23 protein-coding genes and 2 riboswitches are annotated in these 25,522 nt (G+C 70.6%); of the genes, 13 read left to right on the plus strand and 10 right to left on the minus strand.

Going from position 1 to position 25,522, the window contains the following annotated elements; translation table 11 throughout:
- Positions 1-8: 8 nt before the first annotated feature.
- Positions 9-233: a hypothetical protein gene (locus IE231_RS03300; protein ID WP_189692519.1), complete on the minus strand. Its 225-nt coding sequence runs from the start codon at positions 231-233 to the stop codon at positions 9-11.
- Positions 234-312: 79 nt separating this feature from the next.
- Between IE231_RS03300 and IE231_RS03305 the strand changes: the two genes are divergently transcribed.
- From IE231_RS03305 to IE231_RS03315, 3 genes are all read left to right on the plus strand, one after another.
- Positions 313-789, plus strand: coding sequence for a MarR family winged helix-turn-helix transcriptional regulator (locus IE231_RS03305; protein WP_189692520.1), 477 nt, complete (start codon positions 313-315; stop codon positions 787-789).
- Between the two features lie 105 nt (positions 790-894).
- Positions 895-1,410, plus strand: coding sequence for an SSI family serine proteinase inhibitor (locus IE231_RS03310; protein ID WP_189692521.1), 516 nt, complete (start codon positions 895-897; stop codon positions 1,408-1,410).
- Between the two features lie 62 nt (positions 1,411-1,472).
- Entirely contained in the window at positions 1,473-2,420 is a 948-nt protein-coding gene (locus IE231_RS03315; RefSeq protein ID WP_189692522.1) for a 3-methyladenine DNA glycosylase, read from the plus strand.
- A gap of 230 nt (positions 2,421-2,650) precedes the next feature.
- On the opposite strand, the gene IE231_RS03320 is transcribed toward IE231_RS03315, so the two are convergent.
- Positions 2,651-5,761 (minus strand): S8 family serine peptidase, encoded by a 3,111-nt coding sequence (locus IE231_RS03320; RefSeq protein ID WP_189692523.1) that lies wholly within the window; start codon positions 5,759-5,761, stop codon positions 2,651-2,653.
- Positions 5,762-6,063: 302 nt separating this feature from the next.
- Here IE231_RS03320 and IE231_RS03325 point away from each other — a divergent pair, with 302 nt between their 5' ends.
- The gene (locus tag IE231_RS03325; RefSeq protein WP_189692524.1) at positions 6,064-6,213 is read left to right on the plus strand and encodes a hypothetical protein; all 150 of its coding nucleotides are present in this window, start codon (positions 6,064-6,066) and stop codon (positions 6,211-6,213) included.
- Between the two features lie 144 nt (positions 6,214-6,357).
- On the opposite strand, the gene IE231_RS03330 is transcribed toward IE231_RS03325, so the two are convergent.
- Positions 6,358-6,783 carry a YchJ family protein gene (locus IE231_RS03330; RefSeq protein ID WP_189692525.1) on the minus strand — a complete coding sequence of 142 codons (426 nt, stop codon included), beginning with the start codon at positions 6,781-6,783 and terminating at the stop codon, positions 6,358-6,360.
- Between the two features lie 113 nt (positions 6,784-6,896).
- Entirely contained in the window at positions 6,897-8,564 is a 1,668-nt protein-coding gene (locus IE231_RS03335) for an exo-alpha-sialidase (RefSeq protein WP_189692526.1), read from the minus strand.
- A 162-nt stretch (positions 8,565-8,726) separates the two neighbouring features.
- Between IE231_RS03335 and purS the strand changes: the two genes are divergently transcribed.
- The 4 genes from purS to IE231_RS03355 all read left to right on the plus strand — a co-directional run bounded on the left by purS (position 8,727) and on the right by IE231_RS03355 (position 14,588).
- The gene (purS, locus tag IE231_RS03340) at positions 8,727-9,005 is read left to right on the plus strand and encodes a phosphoribosylformylglycinamidine synthase subunit PurS (protein WP_189692527.1); all 279 of its coding nucleotides are present in this window, start codon (positions 8,727-8,729) and stop codon (positions 9,003-9,005) included.
- A 1-nt stretch (position 9,006) separates the two neighbouring features.
- Positions 9,007-9,783: a phosphoribosylformylglycinamidine synthase subunit PurQ gene (purQ, locus tag IE231_RS03345; protein WP_189692528.1), complete on the plus strand. Its 777-nt coding sequence runs from the start codon at positions 9,007-9,009 to the stop codon at positions 9,781-9,783.
- Positions 9,780-12,092 (plus strand): phosphoribosylformylglycinamidine synthase subunit PurL, encoded by a 2,313-nt coding sequence (gene purL / locus IE231_RS03350; RefSeq protein WP_189692529.1) that lies wholly within the window; start codon positions 9,780-9,782, stop codon positions 12,090-12,092. Before purQ ends, purL begins: the two co-directional genes overlap by 4 nt.
- A 156-nt stretch (positions 12,093-12,248) precedes the next feature.
- Positions 12,249-14,588, plus strand: coding sequence for an HAD-IC family P-type ATPase (locus tag IE231_RS03355; RefSeq protein ID WP_229866465.1), 2,340 nt, complete (start codon positions 12,249-12,251; stop codon positions 14,586-14,588).
- Here IE231_RS03355 and IE231_RS03360 read toward each other — a convergent pair.
- Both IE231_RS03360 and IE231_RS03365 read right to left on the minus strand, forming a co-directional pair.
- Positions 14,566-15,588, minus strand: a complete 1,023-nt coding sequence (locus IE231_RS03360) for a zinc-dependent alcohol dehydrogenase family protein (RefSeq protein ID WP_189692530.1) — start codon at positions 15,586-15,588, stop codon at positions 14,566-14,568. The two genes, IE231_RS03355 and IE231_RS03360, sit on opposite strands and share 23 nt — an antisense overlap.
- A gap of 129 nt (positions 15,589-15,717) precedes the next feature.
- A complete protein-coding gene (locus IE231_RS03365; RefSeq protein WP_189692531.1) occupies positions 15,718-18,864 on the minus strand; it encodes a pullulanase X25 domain-containing protein in 3,147 nt (1,048 codons plus the stop codon).
- Between the two features lie 116 nt (positions 18,865-18,980).
- Here IE231_RS03365 and IE231_RS03370 point away from each other — a divergent pair, with 116 nt between their 5' ends.
- The 3 genes from IE231_RS03370 to IE231_RS03380 are packed head-to-tail and all read left to right on the plus strand — an operon-like array spanning position 18,981 to position 20,120.
- Positions 18,981-19,424: a helix-turn-helix transcriptional regulator gene (locus IE231_RS03370; RefSeq protein ID WP_189692532.1), complete on the plus strand. Its 444-nt coding sequence runs from the start codon at positions 18,981-18,983 to the stop codon at positions 19,422-19,424.
- 10 nt (positions 19,425-19,434) lie between these two features.
- Entirely contained in the window at positions 19,435-19,845 is a 411-nt protein-coding gene (locus IE231_RS03375) for a VOC family protein (protein WP_189692533.1), read from the plus strand.
- Positions 19,845-20,120, plus strand: coding sequence for a hypothetical protein (locus IE231_RS03380; RefSeq protein WP_189692534.1), 276 nt, complete (start codon positions 19,845-19,847; stop codon positions 20,118-20,120). Before IE231_RS03375 ends, IE231_RS03380 begins: the two co-directional genes overlap by 1 nt.
- Here the strand turns inward: IE231_RS03380 and IE231_RS03385 are convergent.
- Positions 20,083-21,804: an LssY C-terminal domain-containing protein gene (locus IE231_RS03385; protein ID WP_189692535.1), complete on the minus strand. Its 1,722-nt coding sequence runs from the start codon at positions 21,802-21,804 to the stop codon at positions 20,083-20,085. The genes IE231_RS03380 and IE231_RS03385 overlap by 38 nt on opposite strands.
- 111 nt (positions 21,805-21,915) lie before the next feature.
- On the opposite strand from IE231_RS03385, the gene IE231_RS03390 reads away from it, so the two are divergent.
- Positions 21,916-22,392, plus strand: a complete 477-nt coding sequence (locus IE231_RS03390) for a hypothetical protein (protein ID WP_189692536.1) — start codon at positions 21,916-21,918, stop codon at positions 22,390-22,392.
- A gap of 61 nt (positions 22,393-22,453) precedes the next feature.
- Here IE231_RS03390 and IE231_RS03395 read toward each other — a convergent pair whose 3' ends face one another.
- The 3 genes from IE231_RS03395 to IE231_RS03405 all read right to left on the minus strand — a co-directional run bounded on the left by IE231_RS03395 (position 22,454) and on the right by IE231_RS03405 (position 24,349).
- Complete coding sequence (locus IE231_RS03395; RefSeq protein ID WP_189692537.1) at positions 22,454-22,747, minus strand: DUF503 domain-containing protein; 294 nt, start codon at positions 22,745-22,747, stop codon at positions 22,454-22,456.
- A 50-nt stretch (positions 22,748-22,797) separates the two neighbouring features.
- On the minus strand, positions 22,798-23,709 hold the full coding sequence (locus IE231_RS03400) for an oxygenase MpaB family protein (protein ID WP_306341553.1): 912 nt from the start codon (positions 23,707-23,709) through the stop codon (positions 22,798-22,800).
- 94 nt (positions 23,710-23,803) lie between these two features.
- On the minus strand, positions 23,804-24,349 hold the full coding sequence (locus IE231_RS03405) for a flavin reductase family protein (RefSeq protein WP_189692538.1): 546 nt from the start codon (positions 24,347-24,349) through the stop codon (positions 23,804-23,806).
- Positions 24,324-24,435, minus strand: a riboswitch (SAM riboswitch). Its footprint overlaps the gene before it by 26 nt.
- A gap of 139 nt (positions 24,436-24,574) precedes the next feature.
- Positions 24,575-24,667, plus strand: a riboswitch (SAM riboswitch).
- 5 nt (positions 24,668-24,672) lie between these two features.
- Here IE231_RS03405 and IE231_RS03410 point away from each other — a divergent pair.
- A complete protein-coding gene (locus tag IE231_RS03410) occupies positions 24,673-25,512 on the plus strand; it encodes an ABC transporter ATP-binding protein (RefSeq protein WP_189692539.1) in 840 nt (279 codons plus the stop codon).
- The last annotated feature ends 10 nt before the right edge of the window (positions 25,513-25,522 follow it).

Consider the following 25,522-nt stretch of genomic DNA (forward strand, 5'->3'; position numbering starts at 1 on the left):
TGGCGGGTCTACCGCAGGGACTGGTCGCCGGGATTCTTGGGCACCACGTAGGTGCTGCCGTCCGGTCGGGTGATCGTCTCGAACTGCTGGGCCTCGGCCTCACGCTGCACCAGGAGCCGCTTGTTCTCCTCGGTCATCTCATGAGTGGCCGAGCTGCGGTTCGCCGGACCGTAGAAGAAGCGCAGCTTCCCCGTCACGCGCATGAGCATCTGGGCGAAGTTCTCCCCGGACATGGCATCTTCCCTTTCCTGCAAGGTGCTTGTAGAAGATAGTACCCTGACTATTAGTGCACTAAGAAACGAAGGATGCGTGATGGACAGCACCGACGACGACCTCCTCCTCGAGCGACAGCTCTGCTTCGCGCTGGCGCTCGCGAGCCGGAGCGTCATCGCGTCCTACCGCCCGGTTCTGGACCGGCTCGGGATCACCCATCCCCAGTACCTCGTGATGCTTGCCCTGTGGGAGCGTTCCCCCCGCACCGTCAAGGACATCAGCGAGGCGCTCCTTCTCGAACCGGCCACCGTGACCCCTTTGCTCAAGCGGCTCGAGGAAGCAGGGCTGGTGACCCGCGCCCGCCAGCCGGGCAACGAGCGCGCGCTCGACGTCGCGCTCACACCACGCGGAGTCGCCCTCCGGGAACAGGCCCTGTCCGTGCCGACGACCATGATGGCCCGGCTCGACATCAGCCGCGAGGAGGCAGCCGACCTTCATGGGTCGATGATGCGCCTCATCGCGGCGGCACAGGCCAGCAGGGCGGCGGACGCCGCGGCGCCCCGGGGGCAACGCTGAGACCGTCCGCGGGCGGCATGACCGTCGGCGGGCGGCATGACCGTCCGCGGGCGGCATGGCCGTCGGTCACTGGCAACGGTTGTGCCGGTATGGGACGGTTGAGCTGTGCAGCCTCTGACCAGTGCGGTAGTGCTGAGGCGACGCCTGTCCCTCGTCTGGAGGCTGGTCGCTGGCACCGGCCTCGTCGCACTCCTTGCCGCGTGCGCGGTCGGAGCCGGAGGGTCGGGCGCCCGATCCTCGAACGGCCCCTCTCTTCCTGGGTCACCGAGTGGCACCCCCGGTGCGCCGACGGCGGACCTCGAGGTCGTCGTCGTGCGCGCCCCGGGCGAGCCGGGGCAGCGGTGGACCCTGCGCTGTGCGGGCGGGGATCCGCTTCCCGGGAGCACGCACCCTGCCGCGGCGTCTGCCTGCGCGCTTGTCGCCGCGCACCCCGGGCTCCTGGGCCCGCCACCCAAGGACCGCGTGTGCACCCAGCTGTACGGCGGCCCGGACGTGGCGACGGTGAGCGGAACGGTCGACGGCGCCCCCGTCAGTCGGCAGTTCACGCGCACCGATGGCTGTGGCGTCGCGGACTGGGCCGCGGCGCAGGCCCTGCTCGGCCCTCCCGGGGACGCCCTCTGACCCCGGGTCACCTCCCTGCCACACGGGTCACCTCCCTGCGCGCCCTCAGGGATAATCGATAGGTGCCCCTCCCCCTCCATCCGAGTCGCGACTCGGCCCGCCGAGTCCTCGCCGAGGACGAGTGGCTCCCCCGCGCCCGGGCCCACGCGGAGCGGGTCGCCCGGTTCGCCGAGCCATTCGTGGCACGCCGCAACGCCGGGAAGAAGCACCCGATCGAGGACTTCCTGTTCACCTACTACACCCACAAGCCCGGGCAGCTGGGCCGCTGGCATCCCGGCGCCGGGACAGCGCTCACCGGAAACGCAGCCGAGGAGCGGCTCGGCTGGAAGCACTATCGCGCCCTGACCGACGCCGAGCGGGAGGCGGCCGGGATCGAGGCCGATGCGACCGCCGTCGTGCTCGACCTGCCGGCATACGCCGCCGAGCGCGAGGAAACCATCAGATTCTGCGCACTCATCCTGCGTGGCACGATGTCGCGCCCGGCGAACTTCGGCTGCTTCGGGCTGCACGAGTGGGCGATGGCATACCGCTCGGCGAAGTTCGGCGTCCGGCACGAGTACCTCCCCCTGCGCCTCGGCGCCGACGGCACGGACCGCGTGCTCGAGGAGCACCGGATCCGCTGCACGCACTTCGACGCGTTCCGCTTCTACACGCCAGACGCCGCGCCGCTCAACGAGCTCCAGCCCACCCGTGCCACCCAGCGCGACCTCGAGCAGCCCGGGTGTCTGCACGCGAACATGGACCTTTACAAGTGGGCGTACAAGCTCGGGGCGGCCGTTGCCGGTGAACTGCTCATGGACTGCTTCGAGCTCGCGTGGAGGATCCGCGCCATGGACATGCAGGCCTCGCCCTACGACCTCACCGCCTGGGGGTTCGAGCCGATCGCCATTGAGACGCCGGCGGGCAAGGCCGCCTATGTCGAGGCGCAGCGCGGGTTCGCCGCCGAGGCCGCCGTGCTGCGGGAGCGGCTCACGACGGCGCTCGCTCCCCTGGAGGCGGCGCTCGCCTGAGACCTGCTCGCGCCTCAATGATGTGCCCGTGCACGAGGATCTCTTCGGGCAGCGGTGACGGTGGACGGGACCCCACAACCGGCCGGACGGGACCCCGCAACGCGCCGGACGGGACCCCGCAACGCGCCGGACGGGACCCCACAACGCGGCTGCCCCGCCTCCGCCGTCCGTGAAGGACGACGTCAACGGGGCAGCCGTGGGTGCGTGATGCGGGTGAATGGCCCGGCTGATTACCGCCCGGGCACGGAGTCCACAGACGCCATCGACGGAGCGCCTGCCGGCGCGGCGGTGGCCGCACCGGAGCCGACAGTCAGGTCGACCCAGCTGCGGATGCCGTTGGCACCGAATGAGAGTCGGCCCATGTAGGCACCTTGCGAGAGTCCGTTCCAGGACAGGGTCTCCGTGGCCTGGGTGCCGTTAGCGGCCATGATCGGGTTGGGTGCCACGGTGGCGTTGCCCGCGTCGCCCGCCCACGCCGCTGCCTGGATGACTGCATCCGTGGCGGTGCTGCCCGGCGAAGCGAACAGATTCGCGATGACGTAGTACGTGCCCGCGATCGGGTTCGGGACCACGAGCGACTCGCTCGCGGATCCCGTGGCGGCAGTGAACTGCTTGAGGCCGCCGGAGCCGTTCGGGCCGAGGACGTACAGGTCCCAGTCGCTCTGGTCATTGGCAGCGTTGAGCACGAACCGCGCCGCCTTCTGACCGGCCGGAATCGTCACGGCGACGACGCCGTTGGAGGCGTCGTTGGCCCAGGCGAGGGAGCCCGGGACCTTGGTGACGGCCTTCTGGGAGACGGGCGCGAGGCCCTCGATTCCCACGGGGATCGGGCTGTCCGAGCCGGAGGTCAGGGTGAACGTGCCGGAGCCGTCGCCGGTGGCCGAGGAGAAGCTGTACGACGGGGACACCTTGGCCTCGACCGGACGGATCGCGATCGGCGACGTGACAGTGCGCGGGCCGACCCACGAGAGCGAGCCCGTGGTGAACTTCCCGTTCTGTGCGGAGATGTTCTTGATCGTGATCGTCACCTCGCGGGTCTGGCCCGCCTTGGAGAAGTTGAGCGCCTGGGGTTCCACGTGGAAGTCGATCCCGGGCAGGTTCACCGTGGGGCGGTAGAGGCCCGGGACGAGCGCGGTGATCTGGCGCTTGACCTGCACCTCCCCCACGAGCGAGCCGAGGGCGATCGAGGGCAGGTTCACATCCTTCGCCTCGGTCTGGCCGCTGATGAACGCGTTCCAGTCCTTCGCGCCGGCGTTGTAGACGAGGCCGGGGTCGGTCACCCTTGTCGTGTCGACGTGGCCGGCACCCCCGTCGAACGGGTTCCTGTTGGGCGCACCGTCCGCAGTGACGAGCGGGTACGCCGTCGTCATCATCGCGGACTTGACCATCGCGGGAGTCCACGTCGGGTTCTTGCCGAGCACGAGCGCTCCCACGCCCGCGATGTGCGGGGACGCCATCGAGGTGCCGGACATGAAGCCGAACTGCTCGCCGCCGCTCGCAATCGGCGAGACGCCCGCGAGGACGTTCACGCCCGGTGCCGAGATGTCCGGCTTGAGCAGGTCACCGCCGGAGGCGAGCGACGGGCCGCGGGAGGAGAACCCAGCGATCTGCGGGGCCGGCGCAGCCGGCTTGCCCGTCAGGTCACCCTTGACGAGGCTGAGCGTGAGAGTCGGGTCGGCAGCGACCTTGCCCTTGAGCTCGGGGCCCTCGGGGGCGTTGACGTGGATGGTCGGAACCGAGTGGAGGTCGGAATCCTCCGAGCTCGGCGTGAGGTTGACGAGCACCATGCCCACGCCCCCGGCCCGCTTGACCTCGGCGGACTTCTCGACGCGGGCATTGACGCCGCGGTCGCAGATGACAATCTTCCCGGAGACCTTCGCCGGGTCGAGCGTCTCGGGCAGGCAGAGGTTCGCGTCGGCGGCACCGGGCAGAGCGGCGTCGGCGGCGATGACGGGCTGCTTGTTCGTGACCTCGCCGCTCATCACCGTGGCACCGCGGTACTTCGAGCCGTCCGAGAGGAGCACGGTGCCCACCAGATCGCCCGGGAAGGTGCTCGCGGCGACCGACGTGACCCACGGTGCGGCGTGGTTGACCGTGGACGGCGTCGGGCCGGAGTTGCCGGCCGAGTTCGCCACGAAGATGCCCGCGGAGGCCGCGTTCAGGAAAGCGAGCGCCACCGGGTCGGTGGTCGAGTTCGTGTTCCCGGAGATGGAGTAGTTCAGGACGTCCACGCCGTCGAGGATGGCAGCCTCGATCGCCTGGACGGAGGCAGAGGAGTAGCAGCCGCCCGTGTTCGGGTCGGTGTCCTCCCAGCACACCTTGTACACGGCGACCTTGGCCGCCGGCGCGACCCCGGAGCTGACCCCGAAGTCGGTTCCCGCGATGCTCATCTTCACGTCCGCGTTCCCGGCGGCCGTCGATGCGGTGTGGGTGCCGTGCGAGCCGACGTCCACCGGGGAGATGAGCTCCTCGGGCGACCGCTTCTCGGGAGGGACGCTCTTGAGGAACGCGTCGGCGAAGTAGCGGGCGGAGAGGACCTTGGAGTCGCAGGCGCTGCCGTCGAAGGAGGCCCCGGTGCCGGTGCCCTTCTGGCACTCGCCCTTGAACGTCTGGCCGTCGCCCTTGAGCATGGCGATGGTTCCGTCCCCGTCCAGGTAGGGGACGCCGATCTCCGGCTTGGCGCCCTTCGCGAGGGGCCCGACCTGCTCGCCGGCGAGGAACGGGTTGTCGGGGGTGTAGCCCGTGTCGATGACCCCGACGACGGTGCCCTTGCCAGCGCCCTCCTTGCCGCCGAACTGGGTAGCCCACGCGCCCTGCTGCCCGGTGAGCTTCATGAAGTCGTTGCTCGTGTAGTCGGGGGCGTGCTGCTCATCCTGGGCCACGGTGAGGACGGCGGCGTCCTTCGCGAGCCGGGCGGCCTGCTCACCGGTGAGGTCTGCGGTGAAGCCATTGAGAGCCGTGGTGTACTGCTGGCCGACGCTGATCCCGTGCTTGCCGGCGAGGTCCCTCTGGGCCTTGCGCAGGTGGGCGTCGTACGCCTTGACGCTCGGCGAGCCCGCGTCCACCTTGCGGCCCGTCTCGGGCTTCGTCGCCGCATAGCCGGGAGTGCCGCCGTCGTACGCCGCGACGGCCTCCTCGGCGAGGACCACGATGTACCGGCCGTCGGGGTAGACCTTGCCGGAGTCGGCGGCGGCGGGGGAGGCGGCCGGAGCACTGGGGGTGATGTCCGGAGCGGCATGGGCGGGGAGTGCGAGCGCGCTGAACGCAAGCGGGAGGCCGACGGCGAGCGCCGCCAGGCGCTGCCGGCGTGGCCCTGCGCCGGCGAGTGGTTGTCTCTTCACGCGGGAGACCTTTCATGGGGCGAGGATGTGATCTCCGCCACTGGCGGAGTCCGGCCCAAGCTACCCGAAACGTGTGCTTCATACCAGTCAATTGGCAGGAAATTCCCTGCTGGATAACAGGCTGGCTCCAGCCTCCGCCAAATGATCACCGCGGACGCTCGAGACGACCGCCCCGAGATGCTTGGGGAGGACGGTCGTTCTGAATAACGGCACAAAACAATGTGCCATTGACACGGTTCTTTCGCCTCTAGCGAGGAGTAAATTTCCGGGTACGCGATCGAGGACCGCAAGGAGCTGGGGACATGTCCGGGAAGCCCAAGAGCGGATTGCCCGTCATCATGGCCTTTGCTGTCACCGTGGGACTGACGCGTCTGGTTCTCCAGAAAGTCAAGGATGACAAGGAGGCAGGCAAAGCGCAGGAGATGGACACCGGGACACCGCCGCAGGGCTGAGAGGCCTCGAGCCCCACGCGGTCCGGACACCCAGAGGCCCGAATCCGTAGAAACTCATCACAGAAAGCCACACGCGATGAGGGGCGCGCCGCAGACGGCGCGCCCCTCTTTCCCTGCCGGCCGCCGAGACGGAAGCCCGCTCGCCTAGTCGACGTCGCCGTCGAGGTAGAACCAGCGTCCGCCCTCGCGCACAAACCTCGAGTGCTCGCGCAGCACGCCGCGCCGACCGCTGGGACCGCCCTCCCGCCAGTGGGCAGCGAAGTCCACGGTGCCTTCCGTGTCGAACGGGCCGCCCGCCGTCGTACGCACGACGTCGAGGCGGCGCCATTGCGTCTCGTCGTCGAGTTCCAGCGCCGCGGGGCGGGTGGACGGATGCCAGGTGGCGAGCAGGTAGTCGGCCATGGCAGTGCCGCCCACCGCGAACGCTGTGTAGCGCGAGCGCATGAGCGCTTCCGCCGTCGGGGCTCCGGCCCCGTCCCCCATCCGGGCCGCCTCGTGGTAGCGGGCGCAGCAGGCGGCGTACGTGTCGCCGGCGCCGCACGGGCAGCGCGATTCGGGGTCGAGGGTCACGTGGCCAGCTTAGCCAGCCCTTGAGGGGTCACATCCCCGGTGAGGGGTCACATCCCACGGGTGCCATGTGACCCCTCACCGGGGAAATGACCCCTCAACGTGGGGTGGGTGGGCTACGGGGTGACCGTCACCGGCACCTTGGCGTTGAGGTGGCCCTGGGCCGCCGTGAACTCGGCACGGGCCGTCGCCGTTCCGGGAGCAGCACCCGTCGGAGCAGCGACGTGAACCGTCACCGTGGCCGACTCACCCGCCGGGAGGGCCGGGACCTCTGCAGGGTCCGAGGTCCAGCCAGCCGGGAGCGACAGGGAGACCGTGCTGCGAGAGAACGCGTGGTCGTCGCTGTTGGTGACCGTGAACGTGACGTCCGCAGACCCGCCCGGGGCAACCCGCGCGCCGTCGGATGTCAGGGAGCCGCACAGCGGGCCGAGCCACTGCTCGTCGAAGGACGCGAAGGTGATCGTGTTGGCCGCGCCCTCATACAGCACGCCGTACCGGCCGTTCCCGAGGGGGGTCACGGTCGAGTAGCTGGTAGGCAGGCCGGGCGCGAACGCCCGCGAGGTGCTCCAGCTGGTGCCGTTGTCGCACGAATACCGGATGGTGCCGTTGATGCGGGCGAACGGCGGGTTGTCCGCATTCGAGAACAGCAGCTTCGCAGCGTCCGCGGACCCCTCCGGCGCGTCCGGGAACATCCGTGTGATCGATGCGTTGTTTCGCGGGTCGGTGAGCGTCGAGTCGTAGGTGACGGAACCATACGTCTCGCCGCCATCGTGGGAGATGGCGACCTTCCGGCCGCCGCCGCCCCTGCTGTCGCGGGAGTTGAGCATCACGTCGCCGTTGGAGAGCTCCACGACCTTGTTCTCGTCCATGCCCGTGCCCACCGGACGGCCCATCCTCCAGCTCTTGCCGTGGTCGTCGGAGTAGACGCTGTAGGCCTGGATCTGCTTCGAGCCGTCTGGCTGGATGATGGTGCCTGCGAACTGCTGGATGAGTCGCCCCTTGTGCGGACCGTACTGCAGCTGAATGCCCTCGCCTGATGAGGCGAACTGGCCCACGACGCCGCCGACGTTCGCCACGCCGTTCACGGTGGTGCCCACGGGCTTGACGACGTCCGTGATGAGCGGGCCCGCGAACCCCGAGTACGCGGATCCCGCCGGGTACGACGACGGCGTAGGCAGCGCGGGCTGGTTTGCGGGGTCCGTGGACCAGGTCAATCCACCGTCGGTGGAGACGGAGACCTCGGAACTGATGACCATACGGTCCGCATCGTCGTCGCCCAGGCGGCTCGCGGCGAACCCGGCGTCCTTCGAGTAGACGTGGAAGTTGAAGACGGTTCCCGTCTCGCGGTCCACCACGTAGCTCGGGTCCGAGAAGCCGTAGCGGAGGACTCCGGGGGCTGCGAGCTGCCCCCGCGCGATGAAGGTCGGCGAGCCCCAGGTCCTGCCGCCGTCGGTGCTGCGGCGCTGGATGATCGAATTCGGCGAGGGCGAGTCGCCGCCGTCCGGGCGACCGTCGTAGGAGGCGAGGACCACGCCATTGCCGAGGCTCGCGATGCCGGCGATCCGGTAGTACTTGCCGAGGACGGGGTCGATCGCGTTGTCGCCGTTGGACGCGAGGACTTGGCTGCTGAAGTGCCCGGCAGCATCATCGTTGCCCGTTCCGGGGATGGCCTGCGCCGGAAGCGCGCCCCCGGTGAGGATCCCAGAGGCGAGCACGACGGCGCCGAGCGCGGCGAGCGTGCCGCGCGGCCGCCTTCGGACGCTGGTTGCAGTGGAGATGTCCATCTCTTCCCTTCATAGATTCGATGTTGGACATCCCACAAACTACCTATGATCCACATCACTGTCGATACCCGTGCACTCGGTTTCCGCTTCCGGTCACCGTCGCCTTGAGCCGCTCCGGTAGAATCGGGGTGCAATCCCCCCTACGCACAGGAGCCCTTTTCGATGCCGCGGATCGTTGTCGACGTCATGCCCAAGCCAGAGATTCTCGACCCGCAGGGGAAGGCCATCGTCGGGGCACTGCCGCGCCTCGGCTTCACCGCGTTCAGCGGCGTGCGCCAGGGCAAGCGCTTCGAGCTGACCGTGGAGGGCCCCATCACCGAGGAGATCCTCGAGCAGGCGCGCAACGCCGCATCGACGATGCTCTCCAACCCGGTCATCGAGGACGTGGTCAACGTCGAGGTCCTCGACGAGGCCAGCACGCAGGACGCCGAGGCCAACTGACATGGGCGAGACTCCACTCATCGCTGACCTGAGCGGGCCTGAGCCGGCCCCGCTGACGGGCGCCAAGATCGGCGTCGTGACCTTCCCCGGCACCCTCGACGACCGCGACGCCGCGCGCGCAGTCCGCCTCGCGGGCGCCACCGCCGTGCCGCTCTGGCACGCCGACGAGAGCCTGGACGACGTCGACGCCGTCGTGCTTCCCGGGGGCTTCTCCTACGGTGACTACCTCCGTGCCGGGGCGATCGCGCGTTTCGCGCCGCTCATGGGCAAGATCGTCAAGGCGGCATCCGGCACGGCGTCCTCGAACCCCTTGCCCGTCCTGGGCATCTGCAACGGCTTCCAGGTGCTCACCGAGTCCCACCTGCTCCCCGGCTCGATGGTCAAGAACGACCACCTCAAGTTCATCTGCCGCGACCAGGTGCTGCGCGTCGAGAACAACCACACGGCCTGGACCAACCAGTACGAGGCCGGCCAGGAGATCACCATCGTCCTGAAGAACCAGGACGGCCAGTACGTCGCAGACGAGAAGACCCTCGACGAGCTCGAGGGCGAGGGCCGCGTCGCGTTCCGCTACGTGGGCTGGAACCCCAACGGCTCGCGCCGCAACATCGCCGGCATCACGAACGCCGCGGGCAACGTGGTGGGCCTCATGCCGCACCCCGAGCACGCTGTCGAGCCCGGCTTCGGGCCGCTGGATCCTGACACCGCCGGCTACTCGACCGACGGGCTCGGGTTCTTCACGTCCGTCCTGACGACCCTCGTGGGAGGTTCCAAGTGACCGAGACTGCCCGGAAGTTCAACATCGACACGGTCGAGCACGCCGCCGAGACCCCGGACACGGAGCTCCCCTGGGCCGAGCTCGGCCTGAAGCAGAACGAGTTCGAGGAGATCGTCAAGCTCCTCGGCCGCCGCCCGACCGCCGCTGAGCTCGCGATGTACTCCGTGATGTGGAGCGAGCACTGCTCCTACAAGTCCTCCAAGGTGCACCTGCGCCAGTTCGGCGAGAAGCTCACCGACGAGATGAAGAAGGACATGATGGTGGGCATCGGCGAGAACGCCGGTGTGACCGACCTCGGCGACGGCTGGGCCGTGACGTTCAAGGTCGAGTCCCACAACCACCCCTCCTTCGTGGAGCCGTACCAGGGCGCCGCGACCGGCATCGGCGGAATCGTCCGCGACATCATCTCGATGGGCGCCCGTCCCGTGGCCGTCATGGACCCCCTGCGCTTCGGCGCCATCGACCACCCGGACACCGCGCGCCTCGTGCACGGGATCGTCTCGGGCATCGGCGGCTACGGCAATTCCCTCGGCCTGCCCAACATCGGCGGCGAGGTCGTCTTCGACTCGGTCTATCAGGCCAACCCCCTCGTGAACGCCCTCGCCGTCGGCGTGCTGCGGCACGAAGACCTGCGCCTCGCCAACGCCTCGGGCGAGGGCAACAAGGTCGTGCTGTTCGGCGCCCGCACGGGCGGCGACGGGATCGGCGGCGCCTCGGTGCTGGCCTCGGAGTCCTTCGACGACTCGAAGCCGAGCAAGCGCCCCGCCGTCCAGGTCGGCGACCCGTTCGCAGAGAAGGTGCTCATCGAGTGCTGCCTCGAGCTCTTCAAGCACTCCCTCGTGGAGGGCATCCAGGACCTCGGCGCCGCCGGCATCTCCTGCGCCACCTCCGAGCTGGCATCCAACGGCGACGGCGGCATGCGGGTCGAGCTGACCAGCGTCCTCCTCCGCGACCCCACCCTGACCCCCGGCGAGATCCTCATGTCGGAGTCTCAGGAGCGCATGATGGCGATCGTGACCCCGGAGAACGTCGAGGCGTTCGAGAAGGTCATGGAGAAGTGGGACGTCGAGTACTCGTGGCTCGGCGAGGTCACCGAGGACGGCCGGCTCATCATCACCTGGGACGGCGAGACCATCGTGGACGTGGACCCGCGCACGGTTGCCCACGAGGGCCCCGTGTACCACCGGCCGTACAACCGGCCCGAGTGGCTCGACGGCGTCCAGAAGGACACGTTCCGCGCGTCGGAGGCGGCCAAGGCGCTCCCCTCGACGGGCGAGGACCTCAAGGCCGCCGTGCTCGAGCTCATGGCGAGCCCGAACATGTGCGACAAGTCCTGGGTCACCAGCCAGTACGACCGCTACGTGGGCGGCAACACGGCCCTCGCCTCCCCGGACGACGCCGGCGTGGTCCGCGTCGACGAGGAGACCGGGCTCGGCGTGGCGATCTCCACCGACGCGAACGGCCGCTACGCCTACCTCGACCCGTACACGGGCGCCCAGCTGGCCCTCGCGGAGTCCTACCGCAACGTCGCCACGTCCGGCGCCGTGCCGATGGCCGTGACCGACTGCCTCAACTTCGGCTCCCCCGAGGACCCGGAGGTCATGTGGCAGTTCGCGGAGGCCGTGCGCGGCCTCGCCGACGCGTGCCAGGTGCTCGGTATACCGGTCACCGGCGGCAACGTCTCGCTCTACAACCAGACGGGCACGACGCCGATCCACCCCACCCCCGTGGTGGGCGTCCTGGGCAAGTTCGACGACGTTGCGCGGCGCACGCCCTCGGGCTGGCAGAAGAACGCTGACGGCCAGGCCATCTACCTGCTCGGCACCACCCGCGACGAGCTGGACGGCTCCGAGTTCGCGAACCTCCGCGGCCACCTCGGCGGCCTCCCGCCGACGGTGGACCTCGAGGCCGAGAAGACGCTCGGCGCGATCCTCATCAACGCCTCGCGTGACGGCATGGTCGACGCCGCCCACGACCTCTCCGAGGGCGGCCTCGCCGCCGCGCTGGCCGAGATGGCGCTCCGCTTCAACGTCGGGGCCCGCGTGGCCCTCGACGAGCTGTGCGAGCGGGACGGCGTGGACGCCTTCACTGCGCTCTTCTCCGAATCCCAGGGCCGCGCGCTCGTGGCCGTGCCCCGATCGGAGGAGGTCCGGTTCAACGACATGGCGGCAGCCCGCAGCTACCCGGTGGCGCGCCTCGGCGTCGTGGACGTCCTCGCAACAGACCTCGAGGTGCAGGGCCTGTTCAGCCTGCCGCTCGCGGAGCTGCGCGAGGCCCACGAGGCAACGCTCCCGAAGTACTTCGGCTGAACCGACGCTGACAAGGCGGGAACAATGGCCCCGGCACAGGACCGACTGCGTATGAACGCGGCGTCCCCGCCGGGGCCACCGCCGTCTGGGCCACCGCCGTCCGGGCCAGGGCCGTCTGGCGTCGCAGCCGCCGAGCTGGGCCTGGACGACTCCGCCGTGGCGTCCAGGACCTCCGCGGGGCTCGTCAACACCCTCGAGCAGCGCACGTCCCGCTCGGTCTGGGACATCGCCCGCAGCCACCTCCTGACGGTCTTCAACCTCATCCTCGGCACGTGCGGCCTCATTCTGGTGGCGCTGGGCCGATGGCTGGACCTCGTGTTCCTCGCAGCGGCGGTGGCGAACGTGGTCATCGGCTTCCAGCAGGAGCTCCGGGCCAAGCGCAGGCTGGACCGGCTCGCGGTGCTCAAGCGCAGCCCGGTCCGCGTGCTCCGGGGCGGCGCGGAGCGTGAGGTGCCGCCCGAGACGGTGGTGATGGACGACGTCGTGCTCCTGCGGCGCGGCGATCAGGTCCCGGTGGACGGGACCGTCCTGACCGCGGCGGAGCTCGGCCTGGACGAGGCGATGCTCACGGGCGAGTCCGAGCCGGTGGCGAAGCGGGCGGGAGATGCTGTCCTCTCCGGCTCCTCGGTCGTCTCGGGACACGGCACCTTCCGCGCCACGGCCGTTGGGCCGGGGGCGCACGCGGCGCGGCTGACCGCCGAAGCGCGGCGCTTCACCGAGGTCAGCTCCGAGCTGCGCTCGGCCCTCGACCGGGTGGTCCGCTGGATCACCGTGGCCCTCGGGCCCATGATCGCGGTGGTCCTCAACGGCCAGATGCAGGCTGCGGGGGGCTGGCAGGCGGCGGTGGCCTCCGGGGCATGGCGGGACGCAGTCGTGGCCGCGATCGCCTCGGTGACCATCATGATCCCGCAGGGCCTCGCGCTCCTGACCACCATCTCCTTCGCTGTCGCGACCCTCCGGCTCTCCCGCGGCGAGGTGCTCGTGGAGGAGCTTGCCGCCGTCGAAGTCCTCGCGCGCGTGGACGTCCTGTGCTTCGACAAGACCGGGACGCTCACCGAGGGCGGGGTCCGCTTCGACTCGGCCGTCCCTGTGGACGCCGACGCGCCGGCTGGATGGGACCATGCCCTGGCCTGGATCGGCGCTGACGAGGACGCGAACCCGACCGCCGCCGCCCTGGCCGACCGCTTCTCCGACATGCCGGACCGCGCGCCCGCGGGCGTCGTGCCCTTCGCCTCGGCCCGCCGATGGAGCGCCGTGGCCTTCGAAGGCGGGAACGCCGACGGCGCGTGGCTGCTGGGCGCCCCGGAGGCCCTCCTGGACGGCTCGGCCGCAGCGGCCAGGGCACGGGTCCTCTGCACTGAGGCCGCCGACCGCGGGCTGCGGGCCATGGTTCTGTGCCGGGCGGACCGGCTCCCCCAGGGCTCAGAGCCGCCCACCCAACCGCAGGCGCTGCAGCCCGCCGTCGTGCTCACGTTCCGTGAGCGCCTGCGCACGGATGCCACCGAGACGCTCGACTACTTCCGCCGCGAGGGCGTGGCGCTCAAGGTCGTCTCGGGAGACAGCCCACGGACGGTCGCCGCGGCCGCGCGGGCAGCGGGCCTGGACGACGCCGAACCGGTGGACGCGCGGACCCTGCCCATCGACCCCGTGGCGCTTGCCGACGCCGTCGAGCGCCACAGTGTGTTCGGGCGCGTGGGGCCGGAGCAGAAGAAGGCGATGGTCGAGGCCCTGCAGTCCCGCGGGCACGTCGTGGCCATGACCGGCGACGGCGTGAACGACGCCCTCGCGCTCAAGGCCGCGGACCTCGGGATCGCGATGGGCAACGCCGCACCCGCCACCAAGGCCGTGGCCCGGCTCGTGCTCCTCGACGGGCGCTTCTCGCGGCTGCCGGCCGTGGTCGCGGAAGGGCGGAGGATCATCGCGAACATCGAGCGGGTCTCCCAGCTGTTCCTCACCAAGACGGTCTACGCCTTCCTCCTGGGCCTCGGGTTCGGCGCGCTCGCGTGGGCCTTCCCCTTCCTTCCGCGGCAGCTCTCCACCTCGGACTTCCTGATGATCGGCTTCCCCGCCGCAGTGCTGGCCCTCATGCCGAACACCCGCCGGTACCGCCCGGGCTTCCTGCGGCGGGCAATCGTCACCGCGCTGCCTTACGGGCTCGCGATGGCAGCCGCGATCCTGGGCCTGTACGCGTACGGGCACTGGGGGACCGACGCGAACCAGGAGCAGATCGAGGCGGCCGCATTCCTGACCCTCACCGCCGCTGGCCTCTGGGTCCTGGGGCTCGCGGCGCGGCCCTTCAACCGGTGGACCGCCCTGCTCCTCGCCGCGATGTACGCGGGGATGGCCGCCGTGCTCACGGTCCCCGCGTCGCTCGCGTACCACCAGCTGACCCTGCCCGGACCGTCCCTGACCGTCGCGGCCCTGCTGTTCGCCGCCGGGGCCTGCGCGCTCATCGAGGCGGCCCACCAGGTGATCAGGCGGCGCCTCCGGGACTGACCTCGAGCACCGCAGCCCCGGTGATCCTGTCCCCCGCGAGGTCCGCGAGCGCGAGGCCGGCGTCCTCGAAGCGGTACGGGGCGGTCGTCGTGCGCACGGGGATCTCGGCGGCGAGACGGAAGAACTCCTCGCCGTCAACGCGCGTGTTGGCGGTGACGCTGCGGAGCTGGCGCTCCTGGAAGAGGTGCTCCTGGTAGTCCAGGCGGGGAATGTCGGAGAGGTGGATGCCCGCCACCGCGAGGGTCCCTCCGCGGTCCAGGGCCGCGAGCGCTGGCGGCACGAGCGTGCCCACGGGGGCGAAGAGGATGGCCGAGTCGAGCTTCTCGGGCGGCTCCTCGTCCGCTCCCCCCGCCCACGCGGCACCGAGGTCGAGCGCGAGCTCACGGGCCTCGGGCGACCGCGTCATGACGTACACCGCGGCACCCCGGTGCAGGGCCAGCTGTGCGGTGATGTGCGCGCTGCCGCCGAATCCGTAGATCCCCAGCCGGCCGCCGTCGGGCATCGCCGCCCGCATGAGCGCGCGGTACCCGATGATCCCCGAGCACAGCAGCGGCGCGGCCTCGCGGTCGCTGAACCCCTCGGGAATGCGGTACGCGAAGTCCTCGCGCACGACGGCGAGCTCCGCATACCCGCCGTCGTCGTCCCACCCTGTGAACCGAGGTGCTTCACAGAGGTTCTCGCGGCCCGAGGTGCAGAAGCGGCACGTGCCGCACGTGCCCCGCAGCCATGCGATGCCGACCCTCTCCCCCGGCTCGAACCGCGTGGCGCCCGGGCCGAGCGCCTCGACGCGGCCCACGGCCTCGTGGCCCGGGATGACCCCGTGGCGGCGCGGGGCGAGGTCGCCCTCCGCGAGGTGCAGATCGGTGCGGCACACGCCGCACACCCGGACCCGCACGAGGACCTCGCCCGGCCCGGGGATGGGGTCGGGCCGCTCGCCGGACACAAGCGGCCCCGGGCTCGCGCCCGCCGGACCGGGAACGTCTACCCACCATGCGCGCATGGCGCCATTCTGCCGCGTCGGTGCGGGGCGGGACAGGGCCCGGCGACCCCACGGGCCCGTTGAGGGGTCACATCCCCGACCCCACACCGCAGGGAAGTGACCCCTCAACGAGTAGGTGGCGGCGCGGGCTCAGCCCGAGACGATGGTGACGAGGTGGGTCGTGTGGTCGTACCGGAAGGCAATCGGGCCGCCCGCGTGGTCGAACCCGATATTCGGCCCGCTCTGCGCACCGTTCGTGCCGTAGTTGACGTCCCAGGACCCGTTGAGGGCCACCTTGAACGAGTAGGAGCCAGCGGGAAGCGAGGCGAGCCGCAGGATCCAGCCCTGCGACCGCTCGTCCCACGCGGCGGACGTCGCGGGACAGGCCGGATCCCAGTCGCCCACGCAGCCGGCGAGATGCTGGTACGTCCCCGGGAAGTTGACGGACGACGGCTGCGTCACGGGCCAGCCGGCCGTGACGAGGTGCGTCGAGTCGTTGTAGCTGAACACGACCGTCCCGCCCGGGTGGTCGAGCCCGATGTTCGGCCCGTTCACGGCCCCGCCGACCCCGTAGTTCACGTCCCAGGACGTGTTGAGCGCGGCCTTGTACGAGTAGCTGCCCTGCGGGAGGGTGTAGGTCCCGCGCCAGACTCCTTGCGCGGCGTCGAACGTCAGCTGGGCCTGGGGGCAGGCAGGATCCCAATTGCCGGCACACCCCATCGCGGTGTTGAGCGTTCCCGGGACCGAGACCGCGGACGGCTGGGCGGCGTGCTCGGAGACGGTGGTCAGGTGCGTGTCCTGCCGGTAGGTGAATGTGAGCTTCCCGCCCGGGTGGTTCAGCGAGATGTTCCCGCCGTCAGGGGCGCCGCCCTGGCCGTAGTTCTCCTTCCAGGAGCCGTTGAGCGCCGCCTTGAACTGGTAGGTCCCGGCGGGCAGGTCCAGGGTGAGCCGCCATTCGGAGGCGATGGGGTCGTACTGCGCCATCGTCGCCTGGCACGCGGGGTCCCAGTCGCCGCCGCAGCCCGCGAGGTGCTGGTAGTCGCCGGCGATCGTCACCGAGAGCGGCTGCGGCGCCGGGCCCTTGGGGGCATCCGGGTCCACCGGGTTAGGCACGACGCCGGAGACGGTCGCCGAGGTGGCCGTGTGGCCCGCGTTGTCGAGGGAGACGGCCCGGTATTCGAGTGGGGTTCCCGGCGTCATGCCCTTCGTCGCGTGGAACACCTGGTACGGGTAGGTGTCGTCGGTGCCGATGTTCTGCCACTGGCCCTCGGGCCCGGCCGCGCCGGGAACGCGGGCCTGGAAGGTGACCTCGTAGAACGAGTCGTGCGGAAGGTCCGCCGTCACGTTGACGCGCGTGTTGTCCCCGCCCGTTGCGGTGGGCGTTCCGATGGCGGGCACCGGGGCGGCCGCCGAGTCCGGGATGCGCCCCGCCGACTCGTACACGACAGCCGAGAAGGCCGGAACGGTGACGGCCAGGTTCTTGTCGGCGCGGGTCTTGAGCCGATCGGCCACCGTGGCGTCGCCGAAGACCTTCGCGAACGGCCGCTGCGCGATGTACGTCGGCACGGCCGCCGTGCGGGCGGCGTCGGTGTTGTTCAGGGCCACGACATACTCGCGCTGGGCCGTCGCATCGATCCGCGAGAACGCGTAGACCCCGGCGGTGGACTCGGCATACCGGTCCTGGTGGGCGCCCGAGCGGAGCGCCGGGTTGTCCTTGACCACCTTCGCGAGGTCAGCGATCGAGGTGTAGAGCGGATGCGTGGTGACGTAGTTGTCCTGGGCATGGGTCGCCGTCGTGCCCAGCAGCGGGTCCGCGAGGTACTCCGGTGTCTTGGACGCGAACATGTCCTGCCGCGCGAGCTGGTCGCCGCCCGTGCCGGTGAAGCCCTGCTCGTCGCCGTAGTAGACGATCGGGTTGCCGCGCGAGAAGTACATGAGCTCGGTCGCGAGGCGGTCGCGGGCCACCTTTTCGGCGTCGCTGGCCCCCGGGTTGTCAGTGTTGATAAAAGAGCCGATCCGGCCCATGTCGTGGTTCCCGAGGAACGTTGGCAGCTGGTACACGTTGGAGTTCGCGGTCGTGTACCAGTCGTCGCCCTGGAAGAGCTTCTGCAGTGTGGTCGCCGGCGAGGACGCCGAGGCGTAGGAGCGCGCCGCCTGCTGGAAGGGGAAGTCGAGGACGGCCTGGACGCCGTCCGACGTCGTGAACTTCGAGGTGAAGTCGCGCGACGTGTCGTAGACCTCGCCGAACATGAAGAAGTCCTTCTTCCCGACCGAGTGCGCGTACTGCAGGATCGCTGGCGAGAACTTCTGCCAGAACTGGTCGTTGACGTGCTTCATCGTGTCGATCCGGAAGCCGTCGATCCCGAAGTCGCCGATCCACTTCTCATACACGTCGATGAACCCGTTGAGGACCTTGGGGTTCTCGGTGAACAGGTCGTCGAGGCCCGAGAAGTCACCGTAGCCGGCACTCTCCCCCGCGAACGTCGAGTCGCCGCGGTTGTGGTACAGGCTCAGGTCGTTGAGCCAGGCGGGAACCTTGAGGTTCTCGTCCCCGGCCGAGACGTACGGGTGGTAGGGGAACGAGGTCGCCGGGTCCATGGCGGGGAAGCTCGGCTGGTCGGCGACAGCCGCGTCGTCGAACGCAGTGCCCGCGGCGTCCTTGTAGGGCGAGACGGTCTTGCTCACGTAGGGCATCCGGTCGCCCTCGGTGTACTTGATGACGTCCGCGGTGTGGTTGGTGATGATGTCGAAGTAGACCTTCATGCCGCGCGCGTGCGCCTGGGTGATGAGGTCCCCGAGCTCGGCGTTCGTGCCGAGGTGCGGGTCGATCTGGGTGAAGTCCGTGATCCAGTAGCCGTGGTAGCCGGCGCTGTGGTCCTCCAGCTGGACGGCCTTGTTCTTGAAGCTCGGGGTGAGCCAGATCGCCGTCGTGCCGAGCCCCTGGATGTAGTCGAGCTTGCCGGTGAGGCCCTTGAGGTCGCCGCCGTGGTAGAAGCCCTTGTTGGTCGGGTCGAAGCCGGAGACCATCGGGTCGGAGCCGAGCCCGCCCTGGTCGTTCGCCGCGCTGCCGTTCGCGAACCTGTCCGTCATGACGAAGTAGTAGTTCTCCTTGCCTGCGGCGGTGCGGTAGGAGTGGGTCGCCCCGCTCGCGGGGTCCGGGGGCGACGGCGGCGGGGCGGCGAGCGCTGTCGCCGTGCCTCCCGCGAGGAGGCCGGCCACGAGCACGACGGCGGCCGCGGCGGCCCCGGCACGGTGCCGGCGGCCGGCAGGTCGGAGCGGGGCAAGGCGGAGCTGCATGGAGACCTCCCAGAGTGCGGTGACGCGGCCAACTATGTCCTACGTCACAGGATATGACAAGAGGGTCACACGAAAGTCACTCGACAGCATGGCCCCCTCCTGCCACGATCAGGGACATGACCACGGGATCCTTCCACGACCCGCGACTGCGCGACCTTGCCCTGCTGCGCAGGGTCCGGGACAGGATCGACCGCGAGTACGCGCAGCCCCTCAATGTCGAGGCCCTCGCCCTGGGCGTGCACATGTCCGCGGGCCACCTGAGCAGGCAGTTCCGGGCGGCGTACGGCGAGTCCGTCTACCAGTACCTCATGACGCGGCGGATCGAGCGCGCCATGGCGCTGCTGCGGGTCGGCGAGCTGAGCGTCACGGAGGTCTGCTTCGAGGTGGGCTTCTCGTCGCTGGGCACGTTCAGCACCCGCTTCGCGGAGCTCGTGGGGGTGCCGCCCAGCGTGTACCGGGACCGGGGAGCGTACGTCACCGAGGGCATGCTGCCGTGCCTCGCCAGGCAGGTCACGAGACCGGTCAGGAATCGAGAAGCGTGGCCGGCGCGCAGTCCGTAGCGTGGACGCCATGGAACTCACCATTCACGCCAGCGCACTTCCCCACGTCGACCCCGAGGAGTCCCTCGCCTTCTACCGCGACGTGCTCGGCTTCGAGGTCCGCCAGGACGTCGGCCAGGGCACCATGCGGTGGATCACCGTCGGTCCCAAGGGCCAGCCGGACACCTCGATCCTCCTGGCCCCGCCCGCCGTCGACCCCGGCATCACCGACAGCGAGCGCCAGACCATCTCCGAGATGATGGCCAAGGGCACCTATGGCTGGATCCTGCTGGCCACGCCGGACATCGACGAGGTCTTCGACAGGGTCCAGGCCGCCGAGGCCGAAGTGATCCAGGAGCCCACCCTGCAGCCCTACGGCCTCAAGGACTGCGCCTTCCGCGACCCGGCCGGCAACCAGATCCGGATCCAAGAGATCCGCTGATGTGCCACCCCGCGTGGGGACCGGCGCGCGCGCCTGCCCCCTACCCGCGCGAGCTCGTGCGGGTGCGGCGGCTGCGGGACCTCGTCGACCGGGAGGCGCACGACGGCGGCGCGTCGCCGTCCGCCGAGGTCGCCGCCCTGGTCTCCCGCACTGGGGTGACGGCGGAGGGCCTGGCCGTCGAGGTCGCGCTCGCCTACGGGATCTCCCTGCCCGACTACATCGCGTCACGCGGGCTGCTCACCGCAGGACGACGAGCTGCGCCTTCCCATCCGTGAAGAACTCGTCGCCGCTGCCGTTGCGACCCATCTGCGGGTGGGTGATCGGCACGAGCTGTTCGGGATAGCCGAGGGAGCCGATGATGAAGGCGCGCTCGGCGTCGATGTTCGGGTCGATGTGGTGGGTGGGGACCTTCGCGGCGCCCGCGAACTCGATGCCGTCGTCGAAGCTCGCGGTCGCCTCCCAGACCGGGCGCCCGTCGGGTGCCGTGAAGCCCGTGCGCCAGATGCGCGTGTGGTGCCGCTGCCGCAGGGAGTTCGAGGCGGTCGCCTTCTGGAACGCGATGGCCTCAGGCTCGCCGGCCATGAACGCCGGCGTCACGGGGGCAGTCGGATACTGGCCCCCCTGGAACCCGACCGCGAACGCCCGCAGCGTGTTGGCGAACGTAGACGGGTCGGCGCGGTCCCACCCGTGGCCCTCGAAGGCGCCCACGAGCTGCTCCTGGGTGCCGACGAAGACGAAGTTCGCCGGCTCCATGTGCTCGCCCGTGAGGGTCTCGCTGTACAGGGGCAGCCGGGCCAGCGACGCGGCGTCGAGCGCGGGCAGCGGCTGGGTGGCCTGCTGGGCAGGGTGCTCGTGCGGCTGGATCAGGAACGGTGCCGTCGCCACTGCGAACACGATCCCCACCGCGGGCACGACGGCGAACACGCGCCCCACGCCGCGGTCTCGCCGCGCGTGACGGACCACAGGGAAGCGGGCCGCGATCTCGAGGAAGCCGATGAGCGCGGCAAGCAGGGCGGCACCGAACAGCATCCCGCCCCACACGTCGCCCACGAAGTGCACGCCGAGGTAGACGCGGCTCATCCCGACGAGCAGGACCACCACGAGGTAGGCCGCGACCGTGAGGGCGCGCGCCGTGACCGAGCGGTACGCCCGCACAAGCAGGTACGCGAAGAGCCCGTAGACCACGGTGGCCCGGATGGCGTGTCCGCTCGGGAAGCTGAGGCTGGTCTCATGGATGAGCGCGAGCGCGGCGTCGGGACGGTGCCTGCCGAACACGAGCTTGGCCAGTGTCTCCAGCAGCGCCTGCCCCAGCACGGCACCGACCACGACGGCGGCCAGGAAGCGCCGCCGCTGCCACCACAGCAGCCCCGCCGCGGCGACGGTCAGCAGCGTGAGCGTCTGCCAGTTCACGAGCATGGTCGCCGCGGCGAAGAAGGCAGTCTCGCCGGGCGTGCGCACCGCGGGCATGAGGTTGGCGATGCGCTCGTCGATCTGCGCGATGGTCCCGCCCGTGGCCACGCCGTAGGCCACTCCGAGGAAGCTCGCGAACGGCCACGCGGCAACCACCACGGTGGCGGTGAGCCATATCCCGGTGGGCGTGCGACGCCGGAGCCGCGCCCGCACCCATCTCATCGGCCATGCGCTGCTCGTCCTGGCCCGCACCACGTAGGCATTCGCTTCGAGACCTACCCATGCGGAGGCGCCGAGCGAGCGCAGCACCTCGCCCGGGAGGGTCAGCGCCCGGACCACGGCGAACACGAGCACCGTGAGGAACACCGCTTCGAGGAACACCGCCGCGAGGAACAGCATCGGCGAGACGAACAGTGTCAGCGTCCGGACCGCATACAGGCCGGCGAGCGCGAGGACCAGCGCGATCAGGGCCACCAGGAGGTGCGCTCCCGCGCCCCTCCGCCGTCCGGGAGCGGTTTCGGGCAGTTCACGTCCGGTGTCCAAGGCCATAGGGCAGATTCTGCCCGCTTACCTGAACAGTTCCTGAGCATCCGTCGCTTCAGGGTCAGCTCAGGGTGAACCCGGAGGACGCCGGAAGGGGTCCCGGGCGATAATCGAACGGTGAGCAATCCCGGCCCTGCCCCACGGCGGAACCCGTACCGGGACCCGAGTGCCTACTGGCCTGAGGGTGTCCCGCCCCTCGGCGTGTCTGCCGCAACCGGCCAGCGCGGCGAAGCGCGCCCCGGCCATGGCGAGTTGGTCCGCCATGGCGAGCGTGCGGCGTCGCCCGTCAGCCCTCCCGGCTCGAGCCCGGGCTCCGGCCAGCGCCGCTCCCGGCAGCCGCGCGAGGCCAAGCCCGTCTCGCGCCTGGCGACGCTGCTCGGCGGACTCTCGCTCGGTCTCGGGCTCCTTGCGTTCACGCTCGGATTCGCGCCGTGGATCGGCGCGGTGCTCGCCGCACCCCCGCTGGTCGGATCGGTCGTCAGCGCCTGGGGATCCTTTGCGCGCTCCAAGTTCCGGGCCGCGCGCATCTCGGCGATGGCGGTCGCCGGCGTGGCACTGAGCGCGCTGCACGTCGTCATGCTCTTCGTGCGCTGAGTCCCCGTGCCCTCGCGGGTCGGGCCTCGCTTGTCAGTCCTCGCTTGTCAGTCCTCGCCGGTTAGTCCTCGCTGCTCGCTTCGCGGCGCCGCACGCTGAGCAGCTCCACCTCGGGCCGCGCGGCCACGAGACGCTCCACGGCCTCCATGACCTCGACCGTGTGGGCACGGTCTGCGGCCACGATCGCGGCACCCACGCGGGCCCGGCGGTGGAGGTCCAGATCGCCGACCTCGGCCGCCGCGACCTCGAACCGGCGCCGCAGCTCGGCGACGATCGGCCGCACCACGGAGCGCTTCTCCTTGAGGGAGTGGACGTCCCCCAGCAGCAGGTCGAACTCGATCCATGCGATCCACATGCGCCCATTCTCCGCCCTCAGGGCCGCCCGGCTCAGAGGAGCCGCCTGGCTCAGAGGAGCCCGAGCCTCGCCAGACGCCGTCGGGCGGCCGCCTCGCTCGGTCCGATCGGCCCGAGGGCCCGCCCGATCACGGCCAAGGTCCCCCTCGCCGCGGCGGCCATCGGCAGGGGCACCGGGCCCAGATGCGGGCGCGTGAGCCCGAGCAGGTCAAGATGCCGCTGCGGCATGGTCTCGAGCACCGCGCCGAACAGCACCGCGTAGCCGGGCCGCAGAAGGGGGTCGAGCGGCGGGTGCCGCAGGAAGGCCACCACCTCGTCCACCCGCGGGCCGCCGCTGAGCTGCCCCGCGGCGTCGTACTCCTCGATCCGGGCCCGCAGCGCCGCCTCGGTCCGGGGCGGATCTGCCACCCCCATGAGCTCCCCCGCGATCGCCCACTCGGACACGTAGGAATCCGCACCGCCCGGTACGGGACCCTCGAACGCCTCGTATGCGCGCAGGAAGGCGTCCGTGAACGCGATGTGCACCCATTCGGCGAGGGCCGGGTCGTTGGCGGAATAGGGCAGGAACTCTCCCCTGCTGGACACGTACGTTCCCGCCACCGCGGAATGCACATGCCGTACCCGCTCGCAGGCGCGCCGCGCCGCCGCCGTGTCCCCGTAGGTGACCGTGAAGATCCAACGGATCGTGCCGGCGAGGCGGCCCAGCGGGTCCGAGCGGTAGTTCGAGTGGTCCACCACGCCCGCCAGGACCCCCGGGTGGAGCGCCTGGGTCAGGAGGGCCCGGATGCCGCTGGCCACCGGAGCCATCGAGCTGTGGACCGCCCAGACCGCGGAGTCGGGCGCGAAGTAGCCGGCGTCGTCGCCCTCCTCAAGGGCGGTCTCCCACGCCGGGATGCCCTCGGACTGGCCGGAGAAGGTCAGCCGGAGGCGCGTGCGGAGGGGACCCAACACGTCAATGGACACAGGCCCAGCCTACGGCGGGGTGCCCGCCGTGAAACAGGGTCAGCCGCTGGGGCCCCCTCCGGTGCATCGGAGCCGGGGCCCCAGCAGGTGGGGTCTACTTTGCCCAGTACACGTGGTTCGTCAGGGGGCGGAAGTCGTCCTGGCCCGAGATGCTGACCACCTCGCCGATCAGGATGACGTGGTCCCCCGCGTCCACCCGCTGCCAGAGGCGGCACTCCACCCGGGGGGCGTCGTCGGCCACGATCGGCGAACCCAGGACTCCGGGCTCCCAGTCGAGGCCGGCGAACTTGTCCGTCCCCTTCGCCGCGAACCGTGCCACGAGGTCCCGGTGGGACTCGGACAGGATGTGCACGGCGTAGTTGTCGGTGGTCACCCAGGTCTCGTAGGAGCTGGACTTCTTGTCCACCGCCCACGAGACGAGCGGCGGGTCGAGGCTGATCGACGTGAAGGAGTTGCTCACGAGGCCTGCGAGGGAGCCGCCATCCGAGGTGGTGATGACCGCGATCCCCGTGGCCCAGCACCCCATGGCGCGGCGCAGGTCGGCACCGGTCACGAGGTCGAGCGGGGTAGCAGTCATGAGTCCCTCCAGCAGTGGCAGGACGCCCACGGCACGGGCGCCGTACTTGCCGCGGATGGCCACCGCGGCCGGATCCTCATCTGGGGCACCCCACTACGGGAGAGGGTTGCCGCCCGGCCAGCCAGAGCTTCACGCCGGGACTCTTGATCCTGGCTTCCACGGTACGGAAGCCGCGGAAGCGCCGTCCAGCCTCAGGCCGATGAGCCGACACACTCCGACACATTGGCCTTTGTTACGCGGGGCGTCGCGCCCGTGTTGCGCCGAGGGGTCCCGTGCGGCACAGTGAAGCGACCATCCCGAGCGGCCGAGAGATCTGGCTCAGTGACGCCGCAGCAACCATGGACTACCGTCCACAGGTGCTTCCGCCAGAACCGATGGAGCTGCACATGTCTTCTGCTCTGGCCGAGCCCGCACTCGCCTCCTCCGCACCCACCGCCGCCGCGCTCGAGTTCCGCGGCGTTGCGCAGGCGTTCGCCGCCCGAAGCGGGACGGCCCGCGGGACGCACGACGGCGCCACGCAGGTCCTACGTGACATCCACCTTGAGCTCGCGCCGGGGGAGATCCTTGCGCTGCTCGGCCCCAGCGGCTCCGGCAAGTCCACGCTCCTGCGCATCGCCGCCGGCCTGGACTCCCCGAGCGCCGGTGAGCTGCTCGTGGGCGGGGCCCCGAGCACGGGCATCTCGCCCCTGTGCGCCGTCGGATTCCAGGAGCCGCGCCTCCTCCCGTGGCTCAGCGTGCACGACAATGTCGCGCTCGGGCTGCCCAAGGGCACGGACAAGCGCGAGGGGCGCGCCGCCGTCGTACGTCTGCTCGCCCTCGTAGGCCTCGAGCACTGCGCGGACTACCGCCCCGCAGAGATCTCGGGCGGCATGGCGCAGCGCGCCTCCCTGGCCCGGGCGCTTGCGCGGCGTCCCGGCGTGCTGCTGCTCGACGAGCCGTTCGGCGCCCTCGATGCCCTCACCCGCCTCAAGATGCAGGACCTCCTCCTGCGGGTCCATGAGGCCGAGCCGACCACCGTGCTGCTCGTGACGCATGACGTCGACGAGGCCTTGGCCCTGGCTGACCGGATCGTGGTCCTCGGCTCGGAGCCCAGCATCCCTGGCGCGACGATCCAGCACGTCCTCGAGGTCCCCGGCGACCGCCCGCGCGACCGGGCCGACGTCGAGCTCGCGACGCTGCGCGGCACGCTCCTGGCCACGCTCGGCGTGGACCCGCATCGCCGCTGACGCGTTCGCG

The sequence above is a fragment of the Sinomonas cellulolyticus genome, assembly GCF_014656475.1.
In the GTDB taxonomy this organism is placed as follows: Bacteria; Actinomycetota; Actinomycetes; order Actinomycetales; family Micrococcaceae; genus Sinomonas; species Sinomonas cellulolyticus.